23 protein-coding genes are annotated in these 19,916 nt (G+C 64.2%); 17 read left to right on the forward strand and 6 right to left on the reverse strand.

Going from position 1 to position 19,916, the window contains the following annotated elements:
• The first annotated feature begins 152 nt into the window (after nt 1–152).
• The 4 genes from AC6CH0_RS08875 to AC6CH0_RS08890 all read left to right on the forward strand — a co-directional run bounded on the left by AC6CH0_RS08875 (nt 153) and on the right by AC6CH0_RS08890 (nt 4,415).
• Complete coding sequence (locus tag AC6CH0_RS08875; RefSeq protein ID WP_498099822.1) at nt 153–758, forward strand: carboxymuconolactone decarboxylase family protein; 606 nt, start codon at nt 153–155, stop codon at nt 756–758.
• Nucleotides 755–1,630 (forward strand): RNA polymerase sigma-70 factor, encoded by an 876-nt coding sequence (locus AC6CH0_RS08880; RefSeq protein WP_498099824.1) that lies wholly within the window; start codon nt 755–757, stop codon nt 1,628–1,630. The genes AC6CH0_RS08875 and AC6CH0_RS08880 overlap by 4 nt, the downstream gene beginning before the upstream one ends.
• A gap of 69 nt (nt 1,631–1,699) precedes the next feature.
• Nucleotides 1,700–2,371 (forward strand): molybdopterin-dependent oxidoreductase, encoded by a 672-nt coding sequence (locus tag AC6CH0_RS08885; RefSeq protein ID WP_498099826.1) that lies wholly within the window; start codon nt 1,700–1,702, stop codon nt 2,369–2,371.
• A gap of 220 nt (nt 2,372–2,591) precedes the next feature.
• The gene (locus AC6CH0_RS08890; RefSeq protein ID WP_498099828.1) at nt 2,592–4,415 is read left to right on the forward strand and encodes a bifunctional metallophosphatase/5'-nucleotidase; all 1,824 of its coding nucleotides are present in this window, start codon (nt 2,592–2,594) and stop codon (nt 4,413–4,415) included.
• Nucleotides 4,416–4,459: 44 nt separating this feature from the next.
• Here AC6CH0_RS08890 and AC6CH0_RS08895 read toward each other — a convergent pair whose 3' ends face one another.
• The 3 genes from AC6CH0_RS08895 to AC6CH0_RS08905 form a co-directional block, all read right to left on the reverse strand.
• Nucleotides 4,460–5,251, reverse strand: coding sequence for an aminoglycoside adenylyltransferase domain-containing protein (locus tag AC6CH0_RS08895; protein ID WP_498099829.1), 792 nt, complete (start codon nt 5,249–5,251; stop codon nt 4,460–4,462).
• Nucleotides 5,252–5,432: 181 nt separating this feature from the next.
• Nucleotides 5,433–5,786, reverse strand: a complete 354-nt coding sequence (locus AC6CH0_RS08900; RefSeq protein WP_498099831.1) for a Fe-S protein — start codon at nt 5,784–5,786, stop codon at nt 5,433–5,435.
• Nucleotides 5,787–5,867: 81 nt separating this feature from the next.
• Nucleotides 5,868–6,566, reverse strand: coding sequence for a TetR/AcrR family transcriptional regulator (locus tag AC6CH0_RS08905; RefSeq protein WP_498099833.1), 699 nt, complete (start codon nt 6,564–6,566; stop codon nt 5,868–5,870).
• A gap of 129 nt (nt 6,567–6,695) precedes the next feature.
• On the opposite strand from AC6CH0_RS08905, the gene AC6CH0_RS08910 reads away from it, so the two are divergent.
• Complete coding sequence (locus AC6CH0_RS08910; RefSeq protein WP_498099835.1) at nt 6,696–7,358, forward strand: DUF4386 domain-containing protein; 663 nt, start codon at nt 6,696–6,698, stop codon at nt 7,356–7,358.
• A gap of 8 nt (nt 7,359–7,366) precedes the next feature.
• Nucleotides 7,367–8,260, forward strand: a complete 894-nt coding sequence (locus tag AC6CH0_RS08915; protein ID WP_498099837.1) for an oxidoreductase — start codon at nt 7,367–7,369, stop codon at nt 8,258–8,260.
• Between the two features lie 94 nt (nt 8,261–8,354).
• Here AC6CH0_RS08915 and AC6CH0_RS08920 read toward each other — a convergent pair whose 3' ends face one another.
• Complete coding sequence (locus tag AC6CH0_RS08920; RefSeq protein ID WP_498099839.1) at nt 8,355–8,933, reverse strand: hypothetical protein; 579 nt, start codon at nt 8,931–8,933, stop codon at nt 8,355–8,357.
• Nucleotides 8,930–9,505, reverse strand: coding sequence for a helix-turn-helix domain-containing protein (locus tag AC6CH0_RS08925; RefSeq protein ID WP_498099841.1), 576 nt, complete (start codon nt 9,503–9,505; stop codon nt 8,930–8,932). The genes AC6CH0_RS08920 and AC6CH0_RS08925 overlap by 4 nt, the downstream gene beginning before the upstream one ends.
• 195 nt (nt 9,506–9,700) lie before the next feature.
• Here AC6CH0_RS08925 and AC6CH0_RS08930 point away from each other — a divergent pair, with 195 nt between their 5' ends.
• The gene (locus tag AC6CH0_RS08930; RefSeq protein WP_498099843.1) at nt 9,701–10,213 is read left to right on the forward strand and encodes a molybdopterin-dependent oxidoreductase; all 513 of its coding nucleotides are present in this window, start codon (nt 9,701–9,703) and stop codon (nt 10,211–10,213) included.
• A gap of 120 nt (nt 10,214–10,333) precedes the next feature.
• Entirely contained in the window at nt 10,334–10,783 is a 450-nt protein-coding gene (locus AC6CH0_RS08935; RefSeq protein WP_498099845.1) for a hypothetical protein, read from the forward strand.
• 9 nt (nt 10,784–10,792) lie between these two features.
• On the opposite strand, the gene AC6CH0_RS08940 is transcribed toward AC6CH0_RS08935, so the two are convergent.
• The gene (locus AC6CH0_RS08940; RefSeq protein WP_498099847.1) at nt 10,793–11,692 is read right to left on the reverse strand and encodes an NAD(P)H-binding protein; all 900 of its coding nucleotides are present in this window, start codon (nt 11,690–11,692) and stop codon (nt 10,793–10,795) included.
• Between the two features lie 68 nt (nt 11,693–11,760).
• On the opposite strand from AC6CH0_RS08940, the gene AC6CH0_RS08945 reads away from it, so the two are divergent.
• From AC6CH0_RS08945 to AC6CH0_RS08985, 9 genes are all read left to right on the forward strand, one after another.
• Nucleotides 11,761–11,946: a hypothetical protein gene (locus tag AC6CH0_RS08945; protein WP_498099849.1), complete on the forward strand. Its 186-nt coding sequence runs from the start codon at nt 11,761–11,763 to the stop codon at nt 11,944–11,946.
• 8 nt (nt 11,947–11,954) lie between these two features.
• Nucleotides 11,955–12,077: a hypothetical protein gene (locus AC6CH0_RS08950; RefSeq protein WP_498099851.1), complete on the forward strand. Its 123-nt coding sequence runs from the start codon at nt 11,955–11,957 to the stop codon at nt 12,075–12,077.
• A gap of 158 nt (nt 12,078–12,235) precedes the next feature.
• Nucleotides 12,236–13,939: an ATP-dependent nuclease gene (locus AC6CH0_RS08955; RefSeq protein ID WP_498099853.1), complete on the forward strand. Its 1,704-nt coding sequence runs from the start codon at nt 12,236–12,238 to the stop codon at nt 13,937–13,939.
• Nucleotides 13,936–15,678 (forward strand): ATP-dependent helicase, encoded by a 1,743-nt coding sequence (locus tag AC6CH0_RS08960; protein ID WP_498099855.1) that lies wholly within the window; start codon nt 13,936–13,938, stop codon nt 15,676–15,678. Before AC6CH0_RS08955 ends, AC6CH0_RS08960 begins: the two co-directional genes overlap by 4 nt.
• A gap of 119 nt (nt 15,679–15,797) precedes the next feature.
• A complete protein-coding gene (locus tag AC6CH0_RS08965) occupies nt 15,798–16,256 on the forward strand; it encodes a hypothetical protein (RefSeq protein ID WP_498099857.1) in 459 nt (152 codons plus the stop codon).
• A 66-nt stretch (nt 16,257–16,322) separates the two neighbouring features.
• The gene (locus tag AC6CH0_RS08970) at nt 16,323–16,922 is read left to right on the forward strand and encodes a hypothetical protein (protein ID WP_498099859.1); all 600 of its coding nucleotides are present in this window, start codon (nt 16,323–16,325) and stop codon (nt 16,920–16,922) included.
• 198 nt (nt 16,923–17,120) lie between these two features.
• The gene (locus AC6CH0_RS08975; protein ID WP_498099861.1) at nt 17,121–17,909 is read left to right on the forward strand and encodes an ABC-three component system protein; all 789 of its coding nucleotides are present in this window, start codon (nt 17,121–17,123) and stop codon (nt 17,907–17,909) included.
• Nucleotides 17,902–18,132, forward strand: coding sequence for an ABC-three component system middle component 6 (locus AC6CH0_RS08980; RefSeq protein WP_498099863.1), 231 nt, complete (start codon nt 17,902–17,904; stop codon nt 18,130–18,132). Before AC6CH0_RS08975 ends, AC6CH0_RS08980 begins: the two co-directional genes overlap by 8 nt.
• Entirely contained in the window at nt 18,132–19,856 is a 1,725-nt protein-coding gene (locus AC6CH0_RS08985) for a DUF2326 domain-containing protein (RefSeq protein ID WP_498099865.1), read from the forward strand. The genes AC6CH0_RS08980 and AC6CH0_RS08985 overlap by 1 nt, the downstream gene beginning before the upstream one ends.
• Nucleotides 19,857–19,916: the final 60 nt, after the last annotated feature.

Consider the following 19,916-nt stretch of genomic DNA (forward strand, 5'->3'; position numbering starts at 1 on the left):
GCGACATCGTCGGCAGCCGAACGTCGAGGGGCCAGCCGGTTCCGGGCGAACTGCTTCGCATCCGGATGTCACAACCACGCGACATCCGGTGTCTTCATGTCGACGGATCATCCGGGAATCGAACCCCGGCCGTCGACACGCAGGAGGACATGATGACCACCCAGACCCGCATCCCGCCGACCGAACTCAAGGGAGTCTTCGGAACGGTCGTGAAGGTTGCCGCCCGGCGCATGATCGGCAGGGTGCCGGACTCGATGGGCGTGCTCGCGCACCACCCCGCGCTGATGCGGGCCTCGATGGGCATCGGCCGCAAGATCGAGGCGCTCGACGAGCTCGACGAGAACCTCGCGAGCTACGCGGTGATGGCGACGGCGGCGTACATCGGCTGCAGCTGGTGCCTCGACTTCAACTACTACAAGACGCGCAACGAGGGCCTCGACGAGGAGAAGGCGCGGCAGGTGCCGGTCTGGCGCGAGGCATCCGTGTTCACGCTGCTCGAACGACAGGTCATGGAGTATTCGGAGGCGATGAGCCAGACCCCGCCCGCCGTCACCGACGAGCTGTCGGCCGCGCTGCTCGACGCGCTCGGCCCGGCCGCGCTCATCGAGCTCACCGCCAAGGTCGCGTTCATGAACATGAGCTCGCGCATGAACGTGGCGCTCGGCATCCACTCCGAGGGCTATGCGGATGCATGCGAGATGCCGCCGCTCGCCACCCGGGCGGATGTCGCGGCCGACGTCATAGGCTCGGCATCATGACCGATGATCCGTTCGTCACCCACCGTGGCCTGCTCTTCACGGTCGCGTACGAGATGCTCGGCTCTGCGGCCGACGCGGAGGACGTGCTGCAGGAGTCCTGGCTGCGATGGGATCAGGTCGACCGCAGCGAGGTGCGCGATGAGCGCGCGTACCTCGTGCGCATCGTGACCCGGCAGGCGTTGAATCACCTGCGCACGATGTCGCGGCGGCGCGAATCGTACGTGGGGGAGTGGCTGCCCGAGCCGCTGCTCACGAGTCCGGATGTCGCGGACGACGTCGAACTCGCCGAGAGCGTGTCGATCGCGATGCTGACCGTGCTCGAGACGCTCGGCCCGACCGAGCGCGCAGTGTTCGTGCTGCGCGAGGTGTTCGACGTGCCGTACGACGAGATCGCGGCGGCCGTCGACAAGTCGCCGGCGGCCGTGCGGCAGATCGCCCACCGGGCGAAGGATCACGTCGCCGCCCGGCGCCCCCGTGTCGCGGTCGACCGGGCCGAGCAGGAGGCGGTCGTCGCGAAGTTTCTCACGGCGGTCAACTCGGGCGACCTGCAAGGGCTGATGGACGTGCTCGCACCCGACGTGGTCTCCGTCGCCGACGGCGGCGGACTTGTGAAGGGTGCCGCGCTCCGGCCGATCCATGGTGCCGACAAGATCGCCCGCTACCTGCTCGGCGGTCTCGCGAAGCTCGGGCTGCCGTTCGAGGCGAGGCCGACGTGGGTGAACGGACGTCCCGCGATTCGCGGCGAGGTCGACGGCGAGCTCGCCGGTGCGATCTGCTTCGAGGTCGAGGGCGGCCGGATCACGCGGATCTTCTCGATCGCCAACCCGAACAAGCTCGGGCGGCTCGACGAGGCGGCGCAGCTGGTGCGGTGAGCGGTTGACGGGAGGGCATCCATACGCCAGCGTATAGATACGTCACCGTATGGAACAGGAGAGCGATCCATGGATCTTCCACCCGGGCAGCGTGCTGTGCGCGGATTCCCCCGATTCGGCATCGACCGGGTGAACCCGCCGCCGAAAGCCCCAGAGGGCATGAACATCGAAGTGAGCGGGCAGCTCGCTCGCCGAGTCTCGCTGGACCTCGATGACCTGGCCCGTTTGCCTCATCGCGAGGTCGTCGCCGACTTCCACTGCGTTGCCGGCTGGTCGGCGATCGGGCTGCGATGGGAGGGGGTGCTGTTTCGCGACGTCTACCGGCTGGTGATCGAGCCCGCACTCGTCGAGGGCGCCAGCGTGAAATACCTCGTCTTCGTCGGACTCGACGACTACCGTTCGATCGTGACGCTCGAAGACGCGCTCGCCGATGACGTCTTGATCGCCGACCGGCTCGACGGCGAGCCCCTTCCGCCGGAGCACGGTGCGCCGGTGCGGCTCGTGAGCCCCCGACAATACGGTTACATCAACACCAAGCACCTCTGTCGAATCGAGCTGTACCGATCGGAGCCCGTCGGCTACTACCACCCGTGGAAGCCGGTGCAACGCGCATTGAGCGCGGTTCGACCTCACCGTCGCGCGAGGGTCGCGCACGAAGAGCGCCGACGCCACCTGCCGTCCTGGCTGACACGACAGGTCTACCGGTTGGTCGTGAAGCTGCCGGCTCCGCCGCTGAAATAACGGTTCCGGCGCCACGTCGTGAAGCTCCCCGGCGATTCGCCGCCCATCGCTCCTCCCGCACCGCCCCCGATCAACATCGCAATCTGGTGGGCCGCATCCGACCGTTGACGCGTGGGATCGGATGGGCGAAAGTGAGCATATCTAGCAAACCCGAGATGCGAGAAGCGAGGGCCGACAAGTGAAGACCGACAGCAGGCTGGTGAAAGGCGAGAACCGCCCAGTGAGTCGTGAGAGCTCAGCAACGAGGCTTGGAGCGAAGCGCTTCGTCGGGGTGGTCGCCGCGACGTTTCTGCTCGTCGGCCTCGCCGCACCCGTGGCTGCCAGCGCCAGGCCTCCTGCTGGCGAGGTCGAATTCTGGTTGACGGTGCTGCACAACAACGACGGCGAGTCGCGGCTGATCGAAGCCTCCGGCCAGCCCGACTTCGGCGGCGTCGCCCGGTTCGTCACGCTGATGCACGACCTTCAACATGAGGCCCGTACCGGCCCGCCCCCGAGCCCCGGCGCCAAGCGAGGTGAGATCACCGTCAGCTCTGGTGACAACTTCCTCGCCGGAGCGCAACTGAGCGCCAGCTTCGAGCCCGGCGCACCGTTCTACGACGCACTGGCCCTCAGCCAGGTGGGCTACGACGCCGTCGCCATCGGCAACCACGAGTTCGACTTCGGGCCCGCGACGTTGGCCCGCTTCATCACGAGCTTCAGCCCGTCCGTGCCGTTCTTGAGCGCAAACCTCGACGTCAGCGAGGACCCCGCCCTCGGACCGCTGGCCGAGGCCGGACTGATCGCCGGAAGCACCGTGGTCAAGGAGCGGGGCGAGCTGATCGGCATCGTCGGGGCGACGACCCCCGCGCTGCCCTCGATCTCCAGCCCCGGTCCTGACGTCATCGTCGACCCCGCCGTCGCCGAGGCGATCAACCTCGAGATCGACGCCCTCGAGGCAGGAGGCGTCGACAAGATCGTCGTCATCAGCCACCTGCAGAGCGTGGCCGAAGACGAGGCGTTGGCGCCGATGCTCGATGGGGTCGACATCATGGTCGCAGGCGGGGGCGACGAGGTGCTCGCCAACGCCGGAGACCTGCTCGTTCCCGGTGACGCGGCGCAGCGGCCCTACCCGATCTGGACCGAGCGCAGCGACGGGTACCCGGTGCCGATCGTGACCACCGCCGGCGACTACAAGTACGTCGGCCAGCTGGTCGGCGGCTTCAACCGGAACGGTGAGCTGCTTCCCGAAACTGTCTCGGGCGGGCCGCAGCGAGTCGCGAGCCTGAACTACCCCGACGGCGTTGCTCCCGACGCCTTCGTGCAAAGCCAGGTCGTCGACCCGGTCTCCGAATACGTCTCAGAGCTGGCCGCGACGGTCGTGGCGACCACCGAGGTGGGCCTCGACGGTCGACGCTCGCAGGTGCGCACCACCGAGACCAACCTCGGAAACCTGGTCGCCGACGGCATGCTGTGGCAGGGCCAGCGCCTGGCGGCCTCGTTCGGCGTGGATGAGCCACAGGTCGCGATGCAGAACGGTGGCGGCATCCGCAACGACTCGATCATCCCGCCCGGCAACGTCACGGCACTCAACACGTTCGAGGTACTGCCCTTCGGAAACTTCACCGCGATCGTGCCGGATGTGCCGGCCGGCCAGTTCAAGGAGCTGCTGGAGAACGCGATCAGCCGCGTCGAGTTCGCCGACGGAAGGTTCGCCCAGGTCGCCGGCATCGACTTCACCTGGAACCCGGCCGGAACGGCACAGGTCGTCGACAACGACGGCAACGTGCTCACACCGGGCAGCCGCATCGTCAACGCCACGCTGCACGACGGAACCGTCGTGGTGGCCGGGGGTGTGGTGGTCGACCCGACCTTGACGATCGACATCGCCACGAACGCCTTCTCGGCCAGGGGCGGCGACCAGTATCCGTTCCGGGATCTGCCGTTCATGACCCTCGGCGTCACCGACCAGCAGACCCTGGTTCAGTACCTCACGGAGGGCCTGGGCGGCGTGGTCACGACAGCGCAGTACCCGGAAGGAGGGTCGGGCCGCATCACCCGCCTCTGACCTGACTCGAGATCGCCGCGCAGGCCTGGCGTGATTGCGAACGGTTATGCGATCCCGTCGGCGGTTGCGAGTTGCCGCGCCTGCGCCGCCAGCGCGTGGCAGAGTGCGGTGACCTCGTCGCCGAGGCTCGTCCAGTCGTCGGCCGCCTCACCGAGGTAGCCGGCGCGAGCGAGCTCGAGGAGACCCCGTTCGTTCGGTTCCAACGTGGCCGCCACCGATGCGGCGGCGACATCCTTCGGTACGATCTCGCCGGTGCGGAGCGTCGTCACGATACGGGCGAGGGCGAGCAGCGTGTTCCGTTCGTCGCCATCGATCTCTTCGAGGATGTCTGGGATGGTCGCGAGCATCGCATCGCGCAGCACAGCGGGCGCCACCGGGTCGACGACTTCGGCGAGCGGGCGGCCGCGCAGCACCCGGTGCGCGGTCTGCGCCGTCGCGAGCAGGATCGGCACGTCGGGGTCGATGGTCGGCTCGAGCGTCAGACCGCCTCGGATGTCTGTGCGCAGCCATTCGCCGAACTGGAAGTCGTGTGCGGCGGGCTCCGGCCAGCGACGATCCTCGTCGATGACCACGCACGTCACTTCGAGCGGGCGGCCGCGACTGCCGTCTGACAGCGTGCGGGTGTGCGCCGATCCGCTCGAGGCGCCGAGCAGCACCCGCGTGAGCGCCTCGCGCTCTTCGTCGGTGAGCGAACGGCGCGTCACGACGAGGAGGTCGATGTCACTGTCTGGGTGGAGACCGCCCGACACGGCCGAGCCGTACAGGTAGACGCCGACGATCTCGCCGGGATCAGCCTCGTCGAGGTGGTCGAGCACGGGTGCGATCTGCTCCTCCATGCCGCCACGCTAGCAAGGCATGCCACGCAACGATGGGGCCTAGCGACTGACCCTCAGGTCCTTCCACCCGAAGCGGCCACCATCGGCAGGCAGCGCACTGCGAATCTGCTCGGCCGTGAACCTGCGCCGCGGCAACAGGTCGTCGGGCACGGGCGCCGCTTCATCGCGTCCCGACCTGTGCTCAGCGCCAGAGCACGGCGATCGCCGCGTTGGTGAGCGCCAGGATGCCGATCGGCCAGAAGATCGCCGGCGGTACGGCGCCGCTCTTACGCTGGCGGCCGGCGCCAATGCCGAGCAGCGCACCGATGACGATCAGGATCACGAGCTTCGTGCCCAGCTTCGCGTAGTTCAGGTCGTACTCGATGCCCCAGGGTGCGGCGAGCACGAGTCCTGCGACCGCGGCGATGGCGAGGCCCCAGTGCATGACGCGGGTGATGCCCCGCTTGCCGTTGACCAACTCGACGACCCAGGCGCCGAACAGCACGGCGAAACCGACGAGATGGACGAGCAGAACGATTCCGCGAAGGGTTTCCATGGTCGGCAGGTTACCGCGTCGTCGGATACACCTTGCGTGGGGATCGCCCACCGCACCGGATGTCACATGATGCGGCCAAGTTCAATTGTCGGCTGACTCGACCTCTTGGCGATGCACCCTCTCGATGCCGTCGAGAATCACCTCGAGCCCGAATTCGAACTCATCGCCGTAGGTGTAGCCGGGCTGGAGGATCAGCGTCGTTGCCATCTCCGCCAGGTTCGGGAACGCGTTCGACATCATCTCCCGCTGCGCCAAGATGTCTTCGGTGACGGCGCCGATGTCGCCCGAGTCATCGAGTGGCAGGGTCGCCTCCTGCATGGCGAACCCCTGCACGTAGCTGTCGAGCAACGACATCGCGTGGCCGACGAGGGGCATCGAGAGTCCGGAGGCGCGAAGCACCCCGATGGTCGCGTCGAGATGACCGAGCGTCGCCGGGCCAGGAGACGTGCGTGCGTCGAGGCTGATGGCCCACGGATGTCGCGCCAGCACCGCGCGCGTCGACGCGGCGCGTTCCACCATCGCCGTCCTCCATGCGACGTCGACGCCAGGTACCTGCATCTCGGAGTAGACGGCGTCGAGCATCCCGTCGAGAATGTCGTCTTTGCTCTTCACGTGGTAGTACAACGACATCGGCGTGATGCTCAGCTCCGTGGCGAGCTTGCGCATACTCACGGACTCGATGCCGCCGGCATCGGCGAGTTCGACGGCGAGTCGCACTGCACGATCGCGGGTCACCGGCTGCCTGGCCGCAGCCGCCGGCTCGATTGGCCTGCGTGGCATTGCCGCCTCCGGTTCTCGGCCCTTCTCGGCCATCCGTGATCTTCCTCTAGCCAAGACCATACAGTGTATGGTAGCTTTCGAGCAATCAACCATACAGTGTATGGTTTGTCACTTTCGAAAGAGGTCACCATGAACGCGACGCGAAACCCGGCACGGCTCACCGCACGCTGGGTGGGGGTGCTCATGTTGAGCGCCTTCCTCCTCTACGGCATCGGGAGCATGCTCGCGACGAGCGCTGCTGAGGTCGGGCCTGCTGCCGCTCCCGACTCCGGCGGCGCAAGCCTCCTCCTGATCACCGGCGCGGCGATGATGCTGCTCAACTCTGCCGCGGTCATCGCTATCGGCGTGCTCATGCTGCCGATCCTTCGGCCGCGCACCCCGATCATCGCGGTCGGCTACCTCGCCACCCGCATCTTCGAGGGAGTGGTGCTCGCCACCGGCGTCATCAGCCTGCTCACGCTGTCAGCGGGTGCTGTGGCAGGCAACTTCCTCGCCTACAACGTCGCCATGGCCGGCCTCGGCATCGGCAGCCTCTTCTTCTGCGTCGCGCTCTTCCGGTCACGCCTCGTGCCGCGCTTCCTCGCCGTGTGGGGCTTCGTCGGCTACGCGTCGTTCGCGCTGGGCTGCATCCTCGAACTCATGGGGTTCGCCGGGGCCGGCCTCGTGTCGACCGTACCCGGTGGGCTCTTCGAGCTGTTCTTCGCCGTCTGGCTCATCGTGAAGGGGTTCACTCCCGCGGCGATCACAGCGCCGACCGCGCCGGTTGCGGCCCGCACGTTCGCGACGCGATGATGACCGCCATGACGGCAGCTCGGCTGGGGTGGACGGCCGAGCAGATGCCTCGACTCGACGGCACGACCATCATCGTCACCGGCGCGAACAGCGGCATCGGCCTCGAAGCCACCCGTGCCTTCGCCCGCCACGGAGCGCACGTCGTGCTCGCGGTTCGAGACGAGCAGCGGGGCCGGGATGCCGCGGCGAACGTCGAGGGCTCCACCGAGGTTCGCCGGCTCGACCTGGCCGACCTGGCGTCGGTGTGCCGGTTCGCCGCGGAATGGACCGGCGACATCGACATCCTCGTCAACAATGCAGGCGTGCTGATGCCGCCATACGGTCTCACGACCGATGGCTTCGAACTGCACTTCGGCACCAACCACCTCGGCCACTTCGCGTTGACCAACCTCCTGCTTCCGCACATCACGGGCCGCGTCGTGACCGTCGCCAGCGGCGAGCACCGGTCGGGCACGATCGACTTCGACGACCTCAACTGGGTGACCCGGCGCTACGGCGGGGGATCAGCGGCCTACGGGCAGTCGAAGCTCGCGAACCTGCTCTTCACGCTCGAATTGCAACGGCGGCTGGATGCCTCTGGGTCGCACGTCGTGGCGACGGCCGCGCACCCGGGCATGGCCGCCACCAACCTCGGGTCGAGCATGACGAATCCCCTGCTGACCGTGGTCGCGAAGATCGCCCTGCGCCTGTTCGCACACGACGCCACAAGCGGAGCCGCGCCTACGCTCTACGCGGCGACCGAGCAGATGCCCGGCGCCGGCTACGTGGGCCCGGCAGGCCGCCGGGAGCTGACCGGGCCGCCCGTGCTCGTCGGCCGCTCCGATGCTGCCACGGATGCCGCGATCGCCGCACGACTCTGGGTGGCCTCAGAAGAGCTCACCGGCGTCGGCTACCCGCTGTAGATGCCAAATCACTGTCGAGGGCCTGCTGCCGTGTCGGCAGTGCCGCCTGGGACACTACGCCGCAGGCGTGCGCCCCCTTCGTCGGCAGCGCTCGTCAGTTTTCGAAATCCGGTCGCGGCGGTGGCGCCGGAATCTCAGGAAGACCGACCTGCAGAATCCGCTCGACCATTCGCACCGCGCGATCGGGCAGCAGGTCGGCCGGGTAGTAGGACTCGTAGAGCGTCTCGGCGTCATCGAGTGTCGTGACTTCGCAGATTGCCAGGAGGGTTGCGATGTCGCGCTCGTCACGCCCAGGGCGGTTCGCTCGAAGTTTCATCGCGAGCATTGCCTCGGCCGAGGCAACTTGGATGACGACCGTTCCATCGTCGTACAGCGTGTGCCATTCGGTCACAGTCGTTCCATAGTTGGGGATGAATCCAGACGCCTTCGCGTTGAGCCAGTCTTCGGGCCAACCGTTCTCGGCGGCGATCGCCCTGCCCGCTCCGAGCACCCGCTCGGCATCACCGATCGGTCGAGCGTCGATGTCGACGGTCGACTCGCGTTCGAAGTAGCGGAGCGCGAGTGCGGCGCCGCCGATGATGCGCACGCCGGTCGGGCCGTCGGACTCGCGGAGCTTCGCGATCAGCAGCCGAAGGCCGTCGATCAGGCCGTCGCGGTCGAATCGGATGGTCATACGCTCACCAGCGTGTCCGCATCGATGAGCACGCCGCGTCGCACGAACTCGGGCGGAACCCGGTGCTGCTCGGGCGTGAGCGTGTACGGGCCTTCGCCGATTGCCCACCGCCGGCGCAGCGTTCGTGTCGGACTGTTCGCCCAGTCGGGAACCGGAAGGCTCTCGGCAACCAGGTGGTGCGCCACGAGTGCGGCGATCGCGGCATCCCACTGCTTGCTTCCCGTGGTTTCGGGTTCCGAGATCGTGAGCGCGAATCGCACAGCTCCGTGCTCCGCGACGAGATTGTCGCTGAGCTGGATGAATCGCCGCAGCGCACGGTCTTCGCGACCATCGAGCACAGCGAATCGGATGTCGGCGGCGACGGCCGCGGCGTCGTCGCGAACGCTCGGCACGGCGATGAGGCGGTGTCCGGTCGCGCGGAGCGCCCGCTCGACCGCGTCAAATGACGGATTCTGGTGGCCACGCTCGATCAGTGAAAGGTGCGACTGCGACAGCTCGGCACGGTGCCCGAGTGCGCCCTGCGTCAGCCGGCGGCTCTTGCGGGCAGTTCGGATCAGGCTTCCTGCGCTCATCGTTTCACCTCCAAGTATTCGATACATCTCATAATACGCCTTGCTATGCCTGAAGCGCATCTCAAAACTACTCCCACCGGATGAGCATCGCGTCGAGGAGGCTCGACGGTCGGGGAAGTGGCAGGAGAAGCCGCCGTTGGTCACGCCGGAGTCCGCGGCCACTGGCTCGATGCCGTACGGCGTCGGGCCCGCCGGATGCCAGCACGTGAAAGCCCTGCTCGATACACCGTACGGAAAAGGAGAGCGATCGGGCTGCGATGGGAGGGGGTGCTGTTTCGCGACCTCTACGGTCTGGTGATCGAGCCCGCACTCGCCGAGGGCGCCAGCGTGAAATACCTCGTCTTCGTCGGACTCGACGACTACCGTTCGATCGTGACGCTCGAAGACGCGCTCGCCGATGACGTCTTGATCGCCGACGGGCTCGACGGCGAGCCCCTTCCGCCGGAGCACGGTGCGCCGGTGCGGCTCGTGAGCCCCCGACAATACGGTTACATCAACACCAAGCACCTCTGTCGAATCGAGCTGTACCGATCGGAGCCCGTCGGCTACTACCACCCGTGGAAGCCGGTGCAACGCGCATTGAGCGCGGTTCGACCCCACCGGCGCGCAAGGGTCGCGCACGAGGAACGCCGACGCCACCTGCCGTCCTGGCTGACGCGACAGGTCTACCGGTTGGTCGTGAAGCTGCCGGCTCCGCCGCTGAAGTAACGGTCAGGTGGGCGAATCGTTGGGGTCGCCGCGTCGCGTTTCGGTCACGTTCCGGCAACTCCTCGATAACGTCTTCCGCGACGCCCTCGCTGATGTGCCGAACACTGCCAGTATCCGATCATGGGTGCTCGAACAGCCCGCTTCCGGGTGATCACGTGTGCTGCTCTCGCGATTGGTGCAGGTCTCTCACTGACCGGATGCATCCGCGCGCCGGTGCTCGACGCATGCCCGGCGATCGGCTATCTGTACAGCGGCCCGGCCGTGGTTCAGTTCGAACCCGCACCACCGGAGTCGGCAGTGGTGACGGCATGCTTCGGAGCGGACTGCGTGCCCGCCGAAGTCGACCAGCTTCGAGGCGAGTGGGCCGTGCCGCAGGAGGCGCCGTACCTGGGGCCGGGCGTCTTCGCGGACGGTTCCGTGCAGACGTTGCGACTCGTTGTGGTCGATGGCACTCGCGCCCTGGTCGACGACGAGTTCGAGATCCCCGTGGCCGTGGAACGCACCGGAATATTCGGCCAGTGCACCGGGCCCTTCCGGTTCGAGCCGATAGAGGTATCGCTCGAGATGTGAGACCGGAACTCAGTGACTGATCCGCAGGTCCTTCCACCCGAAACGCCCGGGCTCGGGCAGACTCTCCCGGATCTGCTCGGCTGTGAACTTGCGCTGCGGGCGAAGGTCGTCGGGTACGGATGCTGCGGGCGGCGCGGCATCCGTCACGCCCTCGGCGAGCATGCGCACTTGCGCTTTCGCGACGAGCGGCACCTTCATGGTCCACTCGGTGACCTGCGCGAGCGCGTACTGCGCCCACACCGGCCACGGCACCACGATCACGCGGCGTCCGAGAACGGATGCCACGCGCCGCACGGCCTTCGACAGCGTGAGTTGCTCGGCGCCGACCACGGCGACGGTCGCACGCGTCATCCGCCCATTGACTGCGGCTTCGAGGATGTCGGTGAGGTCCTCGATCGGGATGGGCCGGATGAGCTTCTCACGAAACCCGACGGTCGCGAACACCGGCAGGGTCTGCACGGTGCGGCTGAGGTGGTCGATGAGGTGGTCGCCGCGGCCGTAGATCATGCCGGCCTTGAGGATCGTGTAGTCGAGGCCCGAGGCGCGGATGAGTTCTTCGGCCGCCCATTTCGTCTCGTGGTACGGCGATCCGCAGTGGGGCCTGGCGCGCAGGAAGCTCAGCATGATGATCTTGCGCACTCCGGCTCGCTTCGCTGCTTCGATGACGTTCGCGGTGCCCTCGATGTGCACGCGCTGGTAGGTCTGGTCGTTGATCTCGCGGTTGATGCCAGCGCAGTGCGCGACGACCTCGCACCCCTCGAACGCCCGCGTGAGTGCGTCGACGTCACTGGTGTCGATGCCGGTGCGGCGAGAGATGATGACGGATGCCTCGGGCCCGAGCCGTTCGGCCAGGTGGCGTCCGACGAATCCGGTGCCGCCGGTGATCGCGGTGCGGGGGTGGGTGGTCACATGGCGAGCCTAGGTGCGGCCACCGCACACGAGCGTGCACGAGATTGCGCTGCCGTAGTCTCGCGCCCATGACCGAAGCGACGTGCGCTGTCCTGACTGCTTTATTTTCCCTCGTGCTCATTACGAGTGTCCTTGAGCAGCGATCAGTGCACTTGAAGCTGCGCCGTCGACCGTGGTTCCGCTGCTTCACGACCGCGATCGTGTCGTCGTCGATCCTTGGTCTGCTCAGCATCCTCGGCGTGCAGCTGGTCTAGTGCTGATCGTGGGTGCGCTCAATTGGCTTGCAATGCTGGTGGCGATAGGCGGCCTGGGGTTCCTGCTCCTCGCGATGATCGCGACGCTGGAGAATGAGGAGGACGCCGCCACGCGTGCCGCGACCATCTGAACGATCCACTGGAGACGCGACCAAATTTGTGACGCACTCCATTCGGCGGGTGCGTTGCTGTGTTGAGGAGCGAGTAACTGGCGGCGTCAGTCTTTTGTAGCGATGGGGGTTGCAGCGATGCGCGGACATCCGCGAGAGCCGCGCTGTTACGTTGAGCCATGCGCATAGACCGGCTTCGGGTCAGGAATTTTCGAAATCTCGCAAATATCGACGTACGACTCGCTCAAAACGCAGTGATCGTCGGGGAGAATCGCTCTGGGAAGAGCAACCTTATCCAGGCGCTTCGACTTGTTCTCGACCCGGGGCTTCCCTTCTCCGAGCGACGACTCTCGCCGGAGGACTTCTGGGACGGCCTTGCCGGCAGCGATCCCAACTACGATCCCATGCGTAGTGGAGAGGTTATTGAGGTATCCATCGAGCTCACTGAGTTCGATAGCGATGTGCGGCTACTCGCTGTTCTGAGTGGTGGTTTGGTTGAGGTGGAGCCCATGCGGGCGCGCCTCACATATCGATGGGCTCCAGACCCGCAGCGGGAGGATCGTTACCGTGACGGCGTCTACTTCGGTAGCGAAGGGAGTTGGGATCGAGTCGGGTCGGACCTAAGGGAAGAGATATTCGTCGCCTACCTACACGCGCTTAGGGATGCCGAAGGTGATATTCGCTCCTGGAGAAGGTCACCGCTAAAGGGTTTACTGGATCGCGCAACTGGGGACTTCACCGAGGAGGAAGTGAGTGGCATTCGCGACAAACTACAAGACGCGAACGGTCTCCTTCAAGGAATGGCGCCCATCGCGGACCTAAGCCAATCTCTGGTAGACCACATCCGAAACTCGGTCGGCGATCGGCTTGAGCCTGGCCTTTCCTTGAGATCGACGCCGCTGGAGCCCCAGCAGATGATCCGCTCGATGCAGGTCTATGTCGATGGTGTCGCAGCCCGCCCCCTACGATCCGCGAGTCTAGGTATCCAGAACGTCCTGTACTTCTCGCTACTTCAGCTCGAGTATGCAAGACAAGCTGGTGATCGGGAGGTTAGTCATGCTGTCGTCCTTGCTGAAGAACCAGAGGCGCACTTGCATCCGCAGGTACAACGGAGCGTCCTCGGGTCGCTGGCGGCAGCCGGTCCTACTCAGTCGCTCGTCGTAACCACTCACTCCCCACACATCACGTCGGCCGTTGACGCGCGAGATCTCGTCCGGCTTGCGGTGTCCGAAGGTGCATCCACCGCCTTTTCCGCGCGAGACGCTGCGCTATCGGAGGCTGAGTGGAACGACATGAATCGCTATCTGGACGCGACTCAGTCTGAAATCGTTTTCGCCTCAAGGGTGTTGCTTGTCGAGGGGTACGCCGAGGCTGTTCTGGTGCCGGCAATGGCGTCGGCGTTGAGCGCTGACCTAGACAAGCTCGGAATCACCGTATGCGCCATTCATGGCACTCATTTCCGTTCTTATGTTGCATTCTGTGACGCAATGGGAATCGAGTGGGCGGTAATTACGGATGGCGATCCGGATCAAGCCGGTCACTCTCGGGGGCGACAGCGAGCTGAGCGACTCCTGTTGGACTTGGGGCGGACTGGGGCGACGGCAGACCACGGCGTCTTCGTAGGTGCTGAGACATTTGAGGTAGACGTGTATCGCACGCAGCCCAATACGCCGCAGATCGACGCAGTGCTCCGGGACCTCGGAAATAGCCGAACCCCTGCCCGAGTGGAAACATGGCAGGGGAACCCGACGGCTGCGGAACTTCTTTCCGAGATCGAAGTGGCTGGTGGGAAGGGTCGGTTTGCCCATCGACTAGCACGAGAGGCGGTTCAGGCGCCCGGGTATGTGGTGGCGGCGCTCAGCTTTCTAGGGGTGCACGCGTGACGGCGCTGGATGACGCGATCGGGGAACTCAATCAAGCCCAGCGATTAGCGTTCGACCAAGTTGGTCATTGCGTCGTCGTGGCACCACCCGGGAGCGGAAAGACAAGACTTCTGATTACGAAGTTTGCCGCCGATCTTCGAGACTCCATAAGACCACCCAGTGGCGCTGCTTGCATAACGCTTACCAACGCGGCGGCCGCGGAGCTGCAGGATCGGTTTGGGCTCCTTCTATCTGAGACTCGCTCGAACGTCTTTATCGGGACAGTGCACGCGTTCGCCCTTAACCGAATTGTTCGACCATTCGCTGAGGCGATGGGTGCGCCGGACCTGTCCACCGCGCGGGTCATGCTGAAGTCAGAAGCCGCTCAGCTGTGGGAAGAAGCCGTGGCGACGGCGGAGGTTCCCGCTGAGGACCAGCGACTCCTCGCGGCAACCGTGCAGCGCTTTCGCAATCTGATGGTCTCTGAGGAGGTGTGGCGCAGGCTTGGTAACAGCCCCGTGCGCGCCCGCGACGCCTACGTCGCATTGATGACCGAGCGGGGTCTGCTGGACTTCACCAGAATTATCGAAGTCGCAGCCGATTTTGTAGAGCGATCCGAGGAGGTGCGCAGAACCCTCCGCGCTACTTTCTCAGGCATCTACGTCGACGAGTACCAAGACCTGGCGCCAGGCCTAGACAGGATCGTCCGGTGCTTATGCTTTGCGAGCGAACCCATACCGTGCACGCTCTTTGCCGTCGGCGATGCGGACCAGGCGATATATGGGTGGACAGGAACCGATTCCCGACTCTTGCAGGAGGTGGCGTCCCTCCCCGGCGTGGTATCCATACCGCTCGCGATCAATTACCGAACTGGTGCCCACATTGTTGAGATCAGCCGACGCCTCTTCCCGGGTTCGATCGCATTACCCGAAGCTGCGAGGGAAGGCGGACTTGTGACCGTGGAAAAAGTCCCGGGGGGTGTTTCAGCTCAGATCGATCGCATTGTCGAATCGATTGGCGTGGCGCTAGAAGAGGGCATCGCGCTCCACGAGTCCGCCGTACTCTGCAGGACCAACGAGCTCGCGGTGCAAGTGGCCGACGCTCTGCGAGTCGAAGGACTGCCCGCATGGGTTCGTATTTCGGAGGAGTGGGAGACGCTCGCGACCCTCCTTTTCGAGCGACTGTGCGCATGGTGTGGTCAAGGTCGCGAGTCTTCTGGACACTCCTTGGTGTCCATCACGGCAGAGCTTCGCAGGGGACTTGGAATTTCCGGCACCGCCATTGGGGAAATAATCTCGGCAGCGCTGAGCGTCTCTCCTGACGCGCCCGCCGTCGACTTCATTGAGAGTCTCGTTGCCCGAATTCGCGGCGAATCGGTCGAAGCCGGAGCGACGCTCGACGAGGAGCTCTCGGGGCTTGTTGACAGTCTTCAGAGTGGTCCGATGGCGGGCTGGACGGTGGCCGAGCTGGGGTCCAGGCGGGTGACCCACGAGCAGGTGTACGTGACGACCCTTTCATCGAGTAAGGGCTTGGAGTTCAGCGACGTTTACATTCTGGATCTAGAAGATGGACGAATTCCGTTCTACTCGTCAGTAGATAACCCGGACGAGCTGGCTGAGGAGCGCAATAAGTTCTACGTGGGCCTTACGCGGGCCAAGAGTCGTGTCACTCTCTACTGGAGCGGATTTACAACAGACCGATATGGGCGACGGCACCAGAATCCTCTGAGCCGATTCGTCCGAACTCTGAACCTCGACTAGACGCAGGGGAATACATCGGCCAGCCTCACTCAATGTCTCACCGCAGGGGGCTGGCGTTAGGTAGATTCGGCCGTTCGTGAGAGATCGCTCACGAAGGCGGTACCGATAGTGTTCGACCCATGGACAGCGGACTGGCGCTCGTGCTCGGCGCGATCATTGCTCTCGTCGGCAGCGCGCTCGTGCCGTGGATCCGTGAGTCGCTCCTAGAGAAGCGGCGCGACCGCGCTGTAGCGCACGATCGTCAGCGAGCTGCCGCGCTCGCCGTTGTGAAGGCGCTGACAAACGTCAAGGTCCAGGGCAACTTTGGCACGGAGTACAACCGCATAAAGGCGGAAATGGCGCTGATACGCGCCCGTTCTCTCCTCGCCGCCTCTGTTGACACCGAGCATCGGGAGATTCTCGACCTTACAAGGCTCGTGAGCGCCGACTTACAGAAGGACCCGACGGCATTCATGGTGGATGCACTCGCGAGATACGAGGAACTGCTCACCGCTTGGCTGAGAGGCGAGGTCACGGCGAGAACGGCACACGCTGATTATCTTCGCGCTCGTGAGGGATTCGACAAGGCGATGGGGTAGTGGGCCGACGACTACCTGCAGCGCCGTCCTCGGGTCCGCTTTGCGGGGATATGACACGCTGACGTCATGGATTGGTCATGGATTGCATCACCAATGGTTGCGATAGCAGGTCTCGCTGGCGTCGTGATCACAGTCGTGGTGGGCAACCGCCAGGCGCTGCGTCGACTCGAGTTCGATGCCACGAGGGCTGATAACGACTACGCGAGGGAGCAGCGAGCTTCCACCCGCGCGGGCGTCGAGCGAATCGCCGAGGTGATGTTGGAGGCAAGGGACATGGCGGAAATCACCTTTCCGATTGACGACACAGATCCGCCCTTCGATCTAGATGAGGAGTGGGAGCGGTGGTGGGGAGAGCGTGAGAAGGAAGTGCGACGTAGTATCGCCCGCATCCGCGAGCAGCCCACGCGGTCGCTACTTGAGACTGTCTGTAATGCGTTGAGCTATGCGGGCGGTATCGCGTTCAGCAAGCCTCCGCAATTCAGACATACGGATGATGTCATCCGATACGCGTCAAATGTGGGCTTCGACATAGCGACGGCGTGGTTGCGCGAACAAGAACCACCCGATTCCTCCGTGCGGATAGTCCTGAGGCTTCAAGAGGCCCTTGAATACGAGCGAAGGGCCCCCCTGCGTGAATCAGAAGAGCGTGAAGGTAGTTCCGAGTGATCGCGCGTCGTCGTCGCTGATCGAGGGAAGTCGTTCGTCTGGAGCGACGTCCGTCGCATGACGATGGTTGGCTGGATCCGGTGAGAGCGCGCGACCCGATGGTACGGATGTGGCACTGACCAGTAATGGCGTCATGGCGTCATGGCGTTGTTCGGGACGGTCGGTCGTTCGGCCTCTTGGGCCCGATAGCCTACGTTCATGGGTCAGACCACCTCGCGGGATCGCGTACCTCCCGCCCAGGAAAAGGTTGTCATTGCGAGAAGCGGCAACAAGTGTGCGTACCCGGGGTGTGGGATGGAGTTGGCAATCAATTCTCAAAGCCTCGGCGATCGCCCTAAGGCGACTGGGAAGGTCGCGCACATCGCCGCAGCGAGCCCTGGAGGTCCCCGCTATGACAAGGATATGACGACTGTTCAGCGGGGCTCGGCGAACAATCTGATCTACTTGTGTAGCCCTCACCATGACGCGGTGGATTCACAGCTGGAGCACCACACCCGAGAGTTCTTGCTCGAGGCGAAACGTGCACATGAAGAAGCTGTCGCTCGTGCAGTTCGTAGTGCGCTCGGCGAGGTGACGTATGAGGAACTGAGTGTTGTGTGCGCTGTCATTGCCAGCGCTCCGGCCGCTGACCAGAGGTTGGGCCTTGAACGTGCGCTCCCTCTGCAAGACAAGATCGACCTCAATCGGCTGGGCCCAATGTCGGTACAGCGGATTACCGATGGTCTGTCGCAAGCGAACCGCGTCGCCGACTTCATCTCCTTTCAGAACACGATGGTCCCGTCGTTCGGGCGCAGTCTTGTTGCGCGTTTCAAGAGCGAGTATTACTCGGCGCAGGCAGACGGACTGGAACCGGATGCCATCTTCGATTACCTCGTAGAGAAGGCATACGAGAATGCTGGTCCGCGGGACACGGCACAAGTGCGGGCTGCCGCGCTCTCCGTGATCGCCTACCTATTCGAACTCTGTGAGATCTTCGAACGTGAGTGAGATCTTCCCGGACAAATTCACACCGCTCCGACAGACGGTTGTCGGAGAGGCAGCGACGCTCCTCTCACTCCTAGGCGAGAGGAGCGTCAGCGTCGGACAGCTCTACGTTGAGCTCAAGCAGGCGGCTCCATCGACAACGTTCGATTCATTCGCCGCTGCGCTCACGCTTCTCTACGGCGCCGGCGTACTCCAATATCAGGATCAGATCGTGAGACTCAACTAGTGTTCATCCGTTTGAGCGCCAACCGTGACGAATTCAGGCCCATCGATTTCAAGCCTGGCTTCAATGCAATCGTCGCTGATCGAGCGAGCGACTCGTCAGATCAGGACAGCCGCAACGCGCGAGGCAAGTCCACGATGCTGATGTTGATGAACTACGCACTCGCGGGCAACTTGAATAGCAGGTTGACTCCGCTCGCTGTCGATGGCTGGGAAGTTTCGCTGACTCTCGAGATGTTCGGCGGTGAGGTGACCGCTACTCGTGCCTTGGATAAGGGTACGAAGTTGTTGATTCGCGCCGACGGCCCTGCGGACGAGTTCCTGCAGCCGTGGCTCACCGACGGAAAGATTTCGCTCTCCGACTGGAAAGACGCGCTCGGTCTTGCCCTGTTCCGACTTGAGCCCAGTGCTCAGGCCGTGACCGGGGGCATTTCCGTTCGAACACTCCTCTCGTATGTGATCCGGAGCGACACGCCGAAAGACCCGCTCAAGGTAATGGCACAACAGGGTGCCACGAGCAGCCGCGAGCACGTCGCGTTCCTTCTGGGCCTCGACTGGTCGGTTGTCCATGAGCTGGCCGGTATTCGCAAGGGTCTCGAGCAGCTCAAAGCGATCACGGCCGCCACCCGTGAAGGACTCATCACAACACTTCGGCCCGAAGCTGATCTCGTTCTTGAGCGTGCAGCTCTTAAGAACGAGGTTTCGGAATGGGAGCGACGAATATCCGGCTTTCGGATTCTCGAAGATCCCAATTCTTTGGTTGAGCGTGCAGACGCCCTGACGGGTCAGATCTCTGTCCTTCGGGATGAAGCGGTCGTCGATCGGCGAATGCGCGAGCTCTACCTCGCGTCGCTGACTGACGTGAGTAACCCGTCCGAAAACACACTTGCCGTGGAAGAGATATTTGAGGCGGCTGGTGCCGTCCTTGCGGATGGTTTCAAGAGGCAGGTTAACGAGGTCAGGGAGTTTCACGCGTCGCTCATGGTCAACCGTCGGTCGTTCCTTCGTAACGAGATTGAAAACCTCGAAAATCGAATCGCGGATCGCTCAGCCGAGCTCCGGCGCTTAGATGAGCAGCGAGACAACGCACTTCGGACTCTAGACGCCGGTGGCGCGCTTGACGAGCTAAATGCGATGAGGGTCGAGCTGGCCGAATCGCAGGCCCGCATGGCTGCAGTTGATCTCCAGATCGAGCAGGCGAGAGAGCTCATCACGCGCCGAGAGGAACTAAAACTTGAGCAATCGACCAAGAGGAGTGAGGCGACCCACGAACTCGCCGGTTCGAGAGAAAAGCTCGACCGGATCGGAGATCGCTTCAGCCAGAAGATGAGCCAGCTGTACGGGAAAGATGCTGCGCTGACAGTTTTCGTTGACGACGGAGGCTACAAGTTCGCCATCCGAGCCACGGGCTCAGGCAGCACGGGTGTGGACCGAATGACGCTGTTCTGCTTCGACCTCACAATGCTTGAAGAGGGCATCACGACCGCGCATCACCCTGACTTCCTCGTTCATGACTCGTCGGTCTTTGACGGAGTCGATCCTCGGCAGCGGGCGGGAGCGCTGCAGTTTGCCCAAGCGATGGTCGAGTCCACGGGGGGCCAGTACATCTGCACGATCAACAGCAATGACGTCCCCGACGAGGTGCTGGACCAAGAGTGGTTCAGGGCCGGTGTCGTTCGCACGGTGCTCGATACCGAACATGGCGGGCTTGTCGGTCGCGAGTTCTGACCGTGGAGGTGAGGGGAACGGGAATACCCGCGCCCCCACCGTGTTGAACTTGAGCGTACC

The organism is Agromyces sp. GQ35 (assembly GCF_059758475.1).

Bases quoted from the DNA above. Each gene is read 5' to 3' on its own strand.
- AC6CH0_RS08935 (WP_498099845.1), top strand. From the start codon at position 10,334: ATGGGTGCTCGAACAGCCCGCTTCCGGGTGATCACGTGTGCTGCTCTC.
- AC6CH0_RS08965 (WP_498099857.1), top strand. From the start codon at position 15,798: ATGGACAGCGGACTGGCGCTCGTGCTCGGCGCGATCATTGCTCTCGTC.
- AC6CH0_RS08925 (WP_498099841.1), bottom strand. From the start codon at position 9,505: ATGAGCGCAGGAAGCCTGATCCGAACTGCCCGCAAGAGCCGCCGGCTG.
- AC6CH0_RS08875 (WP_498099822.1), top strand. From the start codon at position 153: ATGACCACCCAGACCCGCATCCCGCCGACCGAACTCAAGGGAGTCTTC.
- AC6CH0_RS08910 (WP_498099835.1), top strand. From the start codon at position 6,696: ATGAACGCGACGCGAAACCCGGCACGGCTCACCGCACGCTGGGTGGGG.
- AC6CH0_RS08895 (WP_498099829.1), bottom strand. From the start codon at position 5,251: ATGGAGGAGCAGATCGCACCCGTGCTCGACCACCTCGACGAGGCTGAT.
- AC6CH0_RS08880 (WP_498099824.1), top strand. From the start codon at position 755: ATGACCGATGATCCGTTCGTCACCCACCGTGGCCTGCTCTTCACGGTC.
- AC6CH0_RS08930 (WP_498099843.1), top strand. From the start codon at position 9,701: ATGCCAGCACGTGAAAGCCCTGCTCGATACACCGTACGGAAAAGGAGA.
- AC6CH0_RS08915 (WP_498099837.1), top strand. From the start codon at position 7,367: ATGACGGCAGCTCGGCTGGGGTGGACGGCCGAGCAGATGCCTCGACTC.
- AC6CH0_RS08920 (WP_498099839.1), bottom strand. From the start codon at position 8,933: ATGACCATCCGATTCGACCGCGACGGCCTGATCGACGGCCTTCGGCTG.
- AC6CH0_RS08905 (WP_498099833.1), bottom strand. From the start codon at position 6,566: ATGCCACGCAGGCCAATCGAGCCGGCGGCTGCGGCCAGGCAGCCGGTG.
- AC6CH0_RS08970 (WP_498099859.1), top strand. From the start codon at position 16,323: ATGGATTGGTCATGGATTGCATCACCAATGGTTGCGATAGCAGGTCTC.
- AC6CH0_RS08955 (WP_498099853.1), top strand. From the start codon at position 12,236: ATGCGCATAGACCGGCTTCGGGTCAGGAATTTTCGAAATCTCGCAAAT.
- AC6CH0_RS08900 (WP_498099831.1), bottom strand. From the start codon at position 5,786: ATGGAAACCCTTCGCGGAATCGTTCTGCTCGTCCATCTCGTCGGTTTC.
- AC6CH0_RS08975 (WP_498099861.1), top strand. From the start codon at position 17,121: ATGGGTCAGACCACCTCGCGGGATCGCGTACCTCCCGCCCAGGAAAAG.
- AC6CH0_RS08945 (WP_498099849.1), top strand. From the start codon at position 11,761: ATGACCGAAGCGACGTGCGCTGTCCTGACTGCTTTATTTTCCCTCGTG.
- AC6CH0_RS08885 (WP_498099826.1), top strand. From the start codon at position 1,700: ATGGATCTTCCACCCGGGCAGCGTGCTGTGCGCGGATTCCCCCGATTC.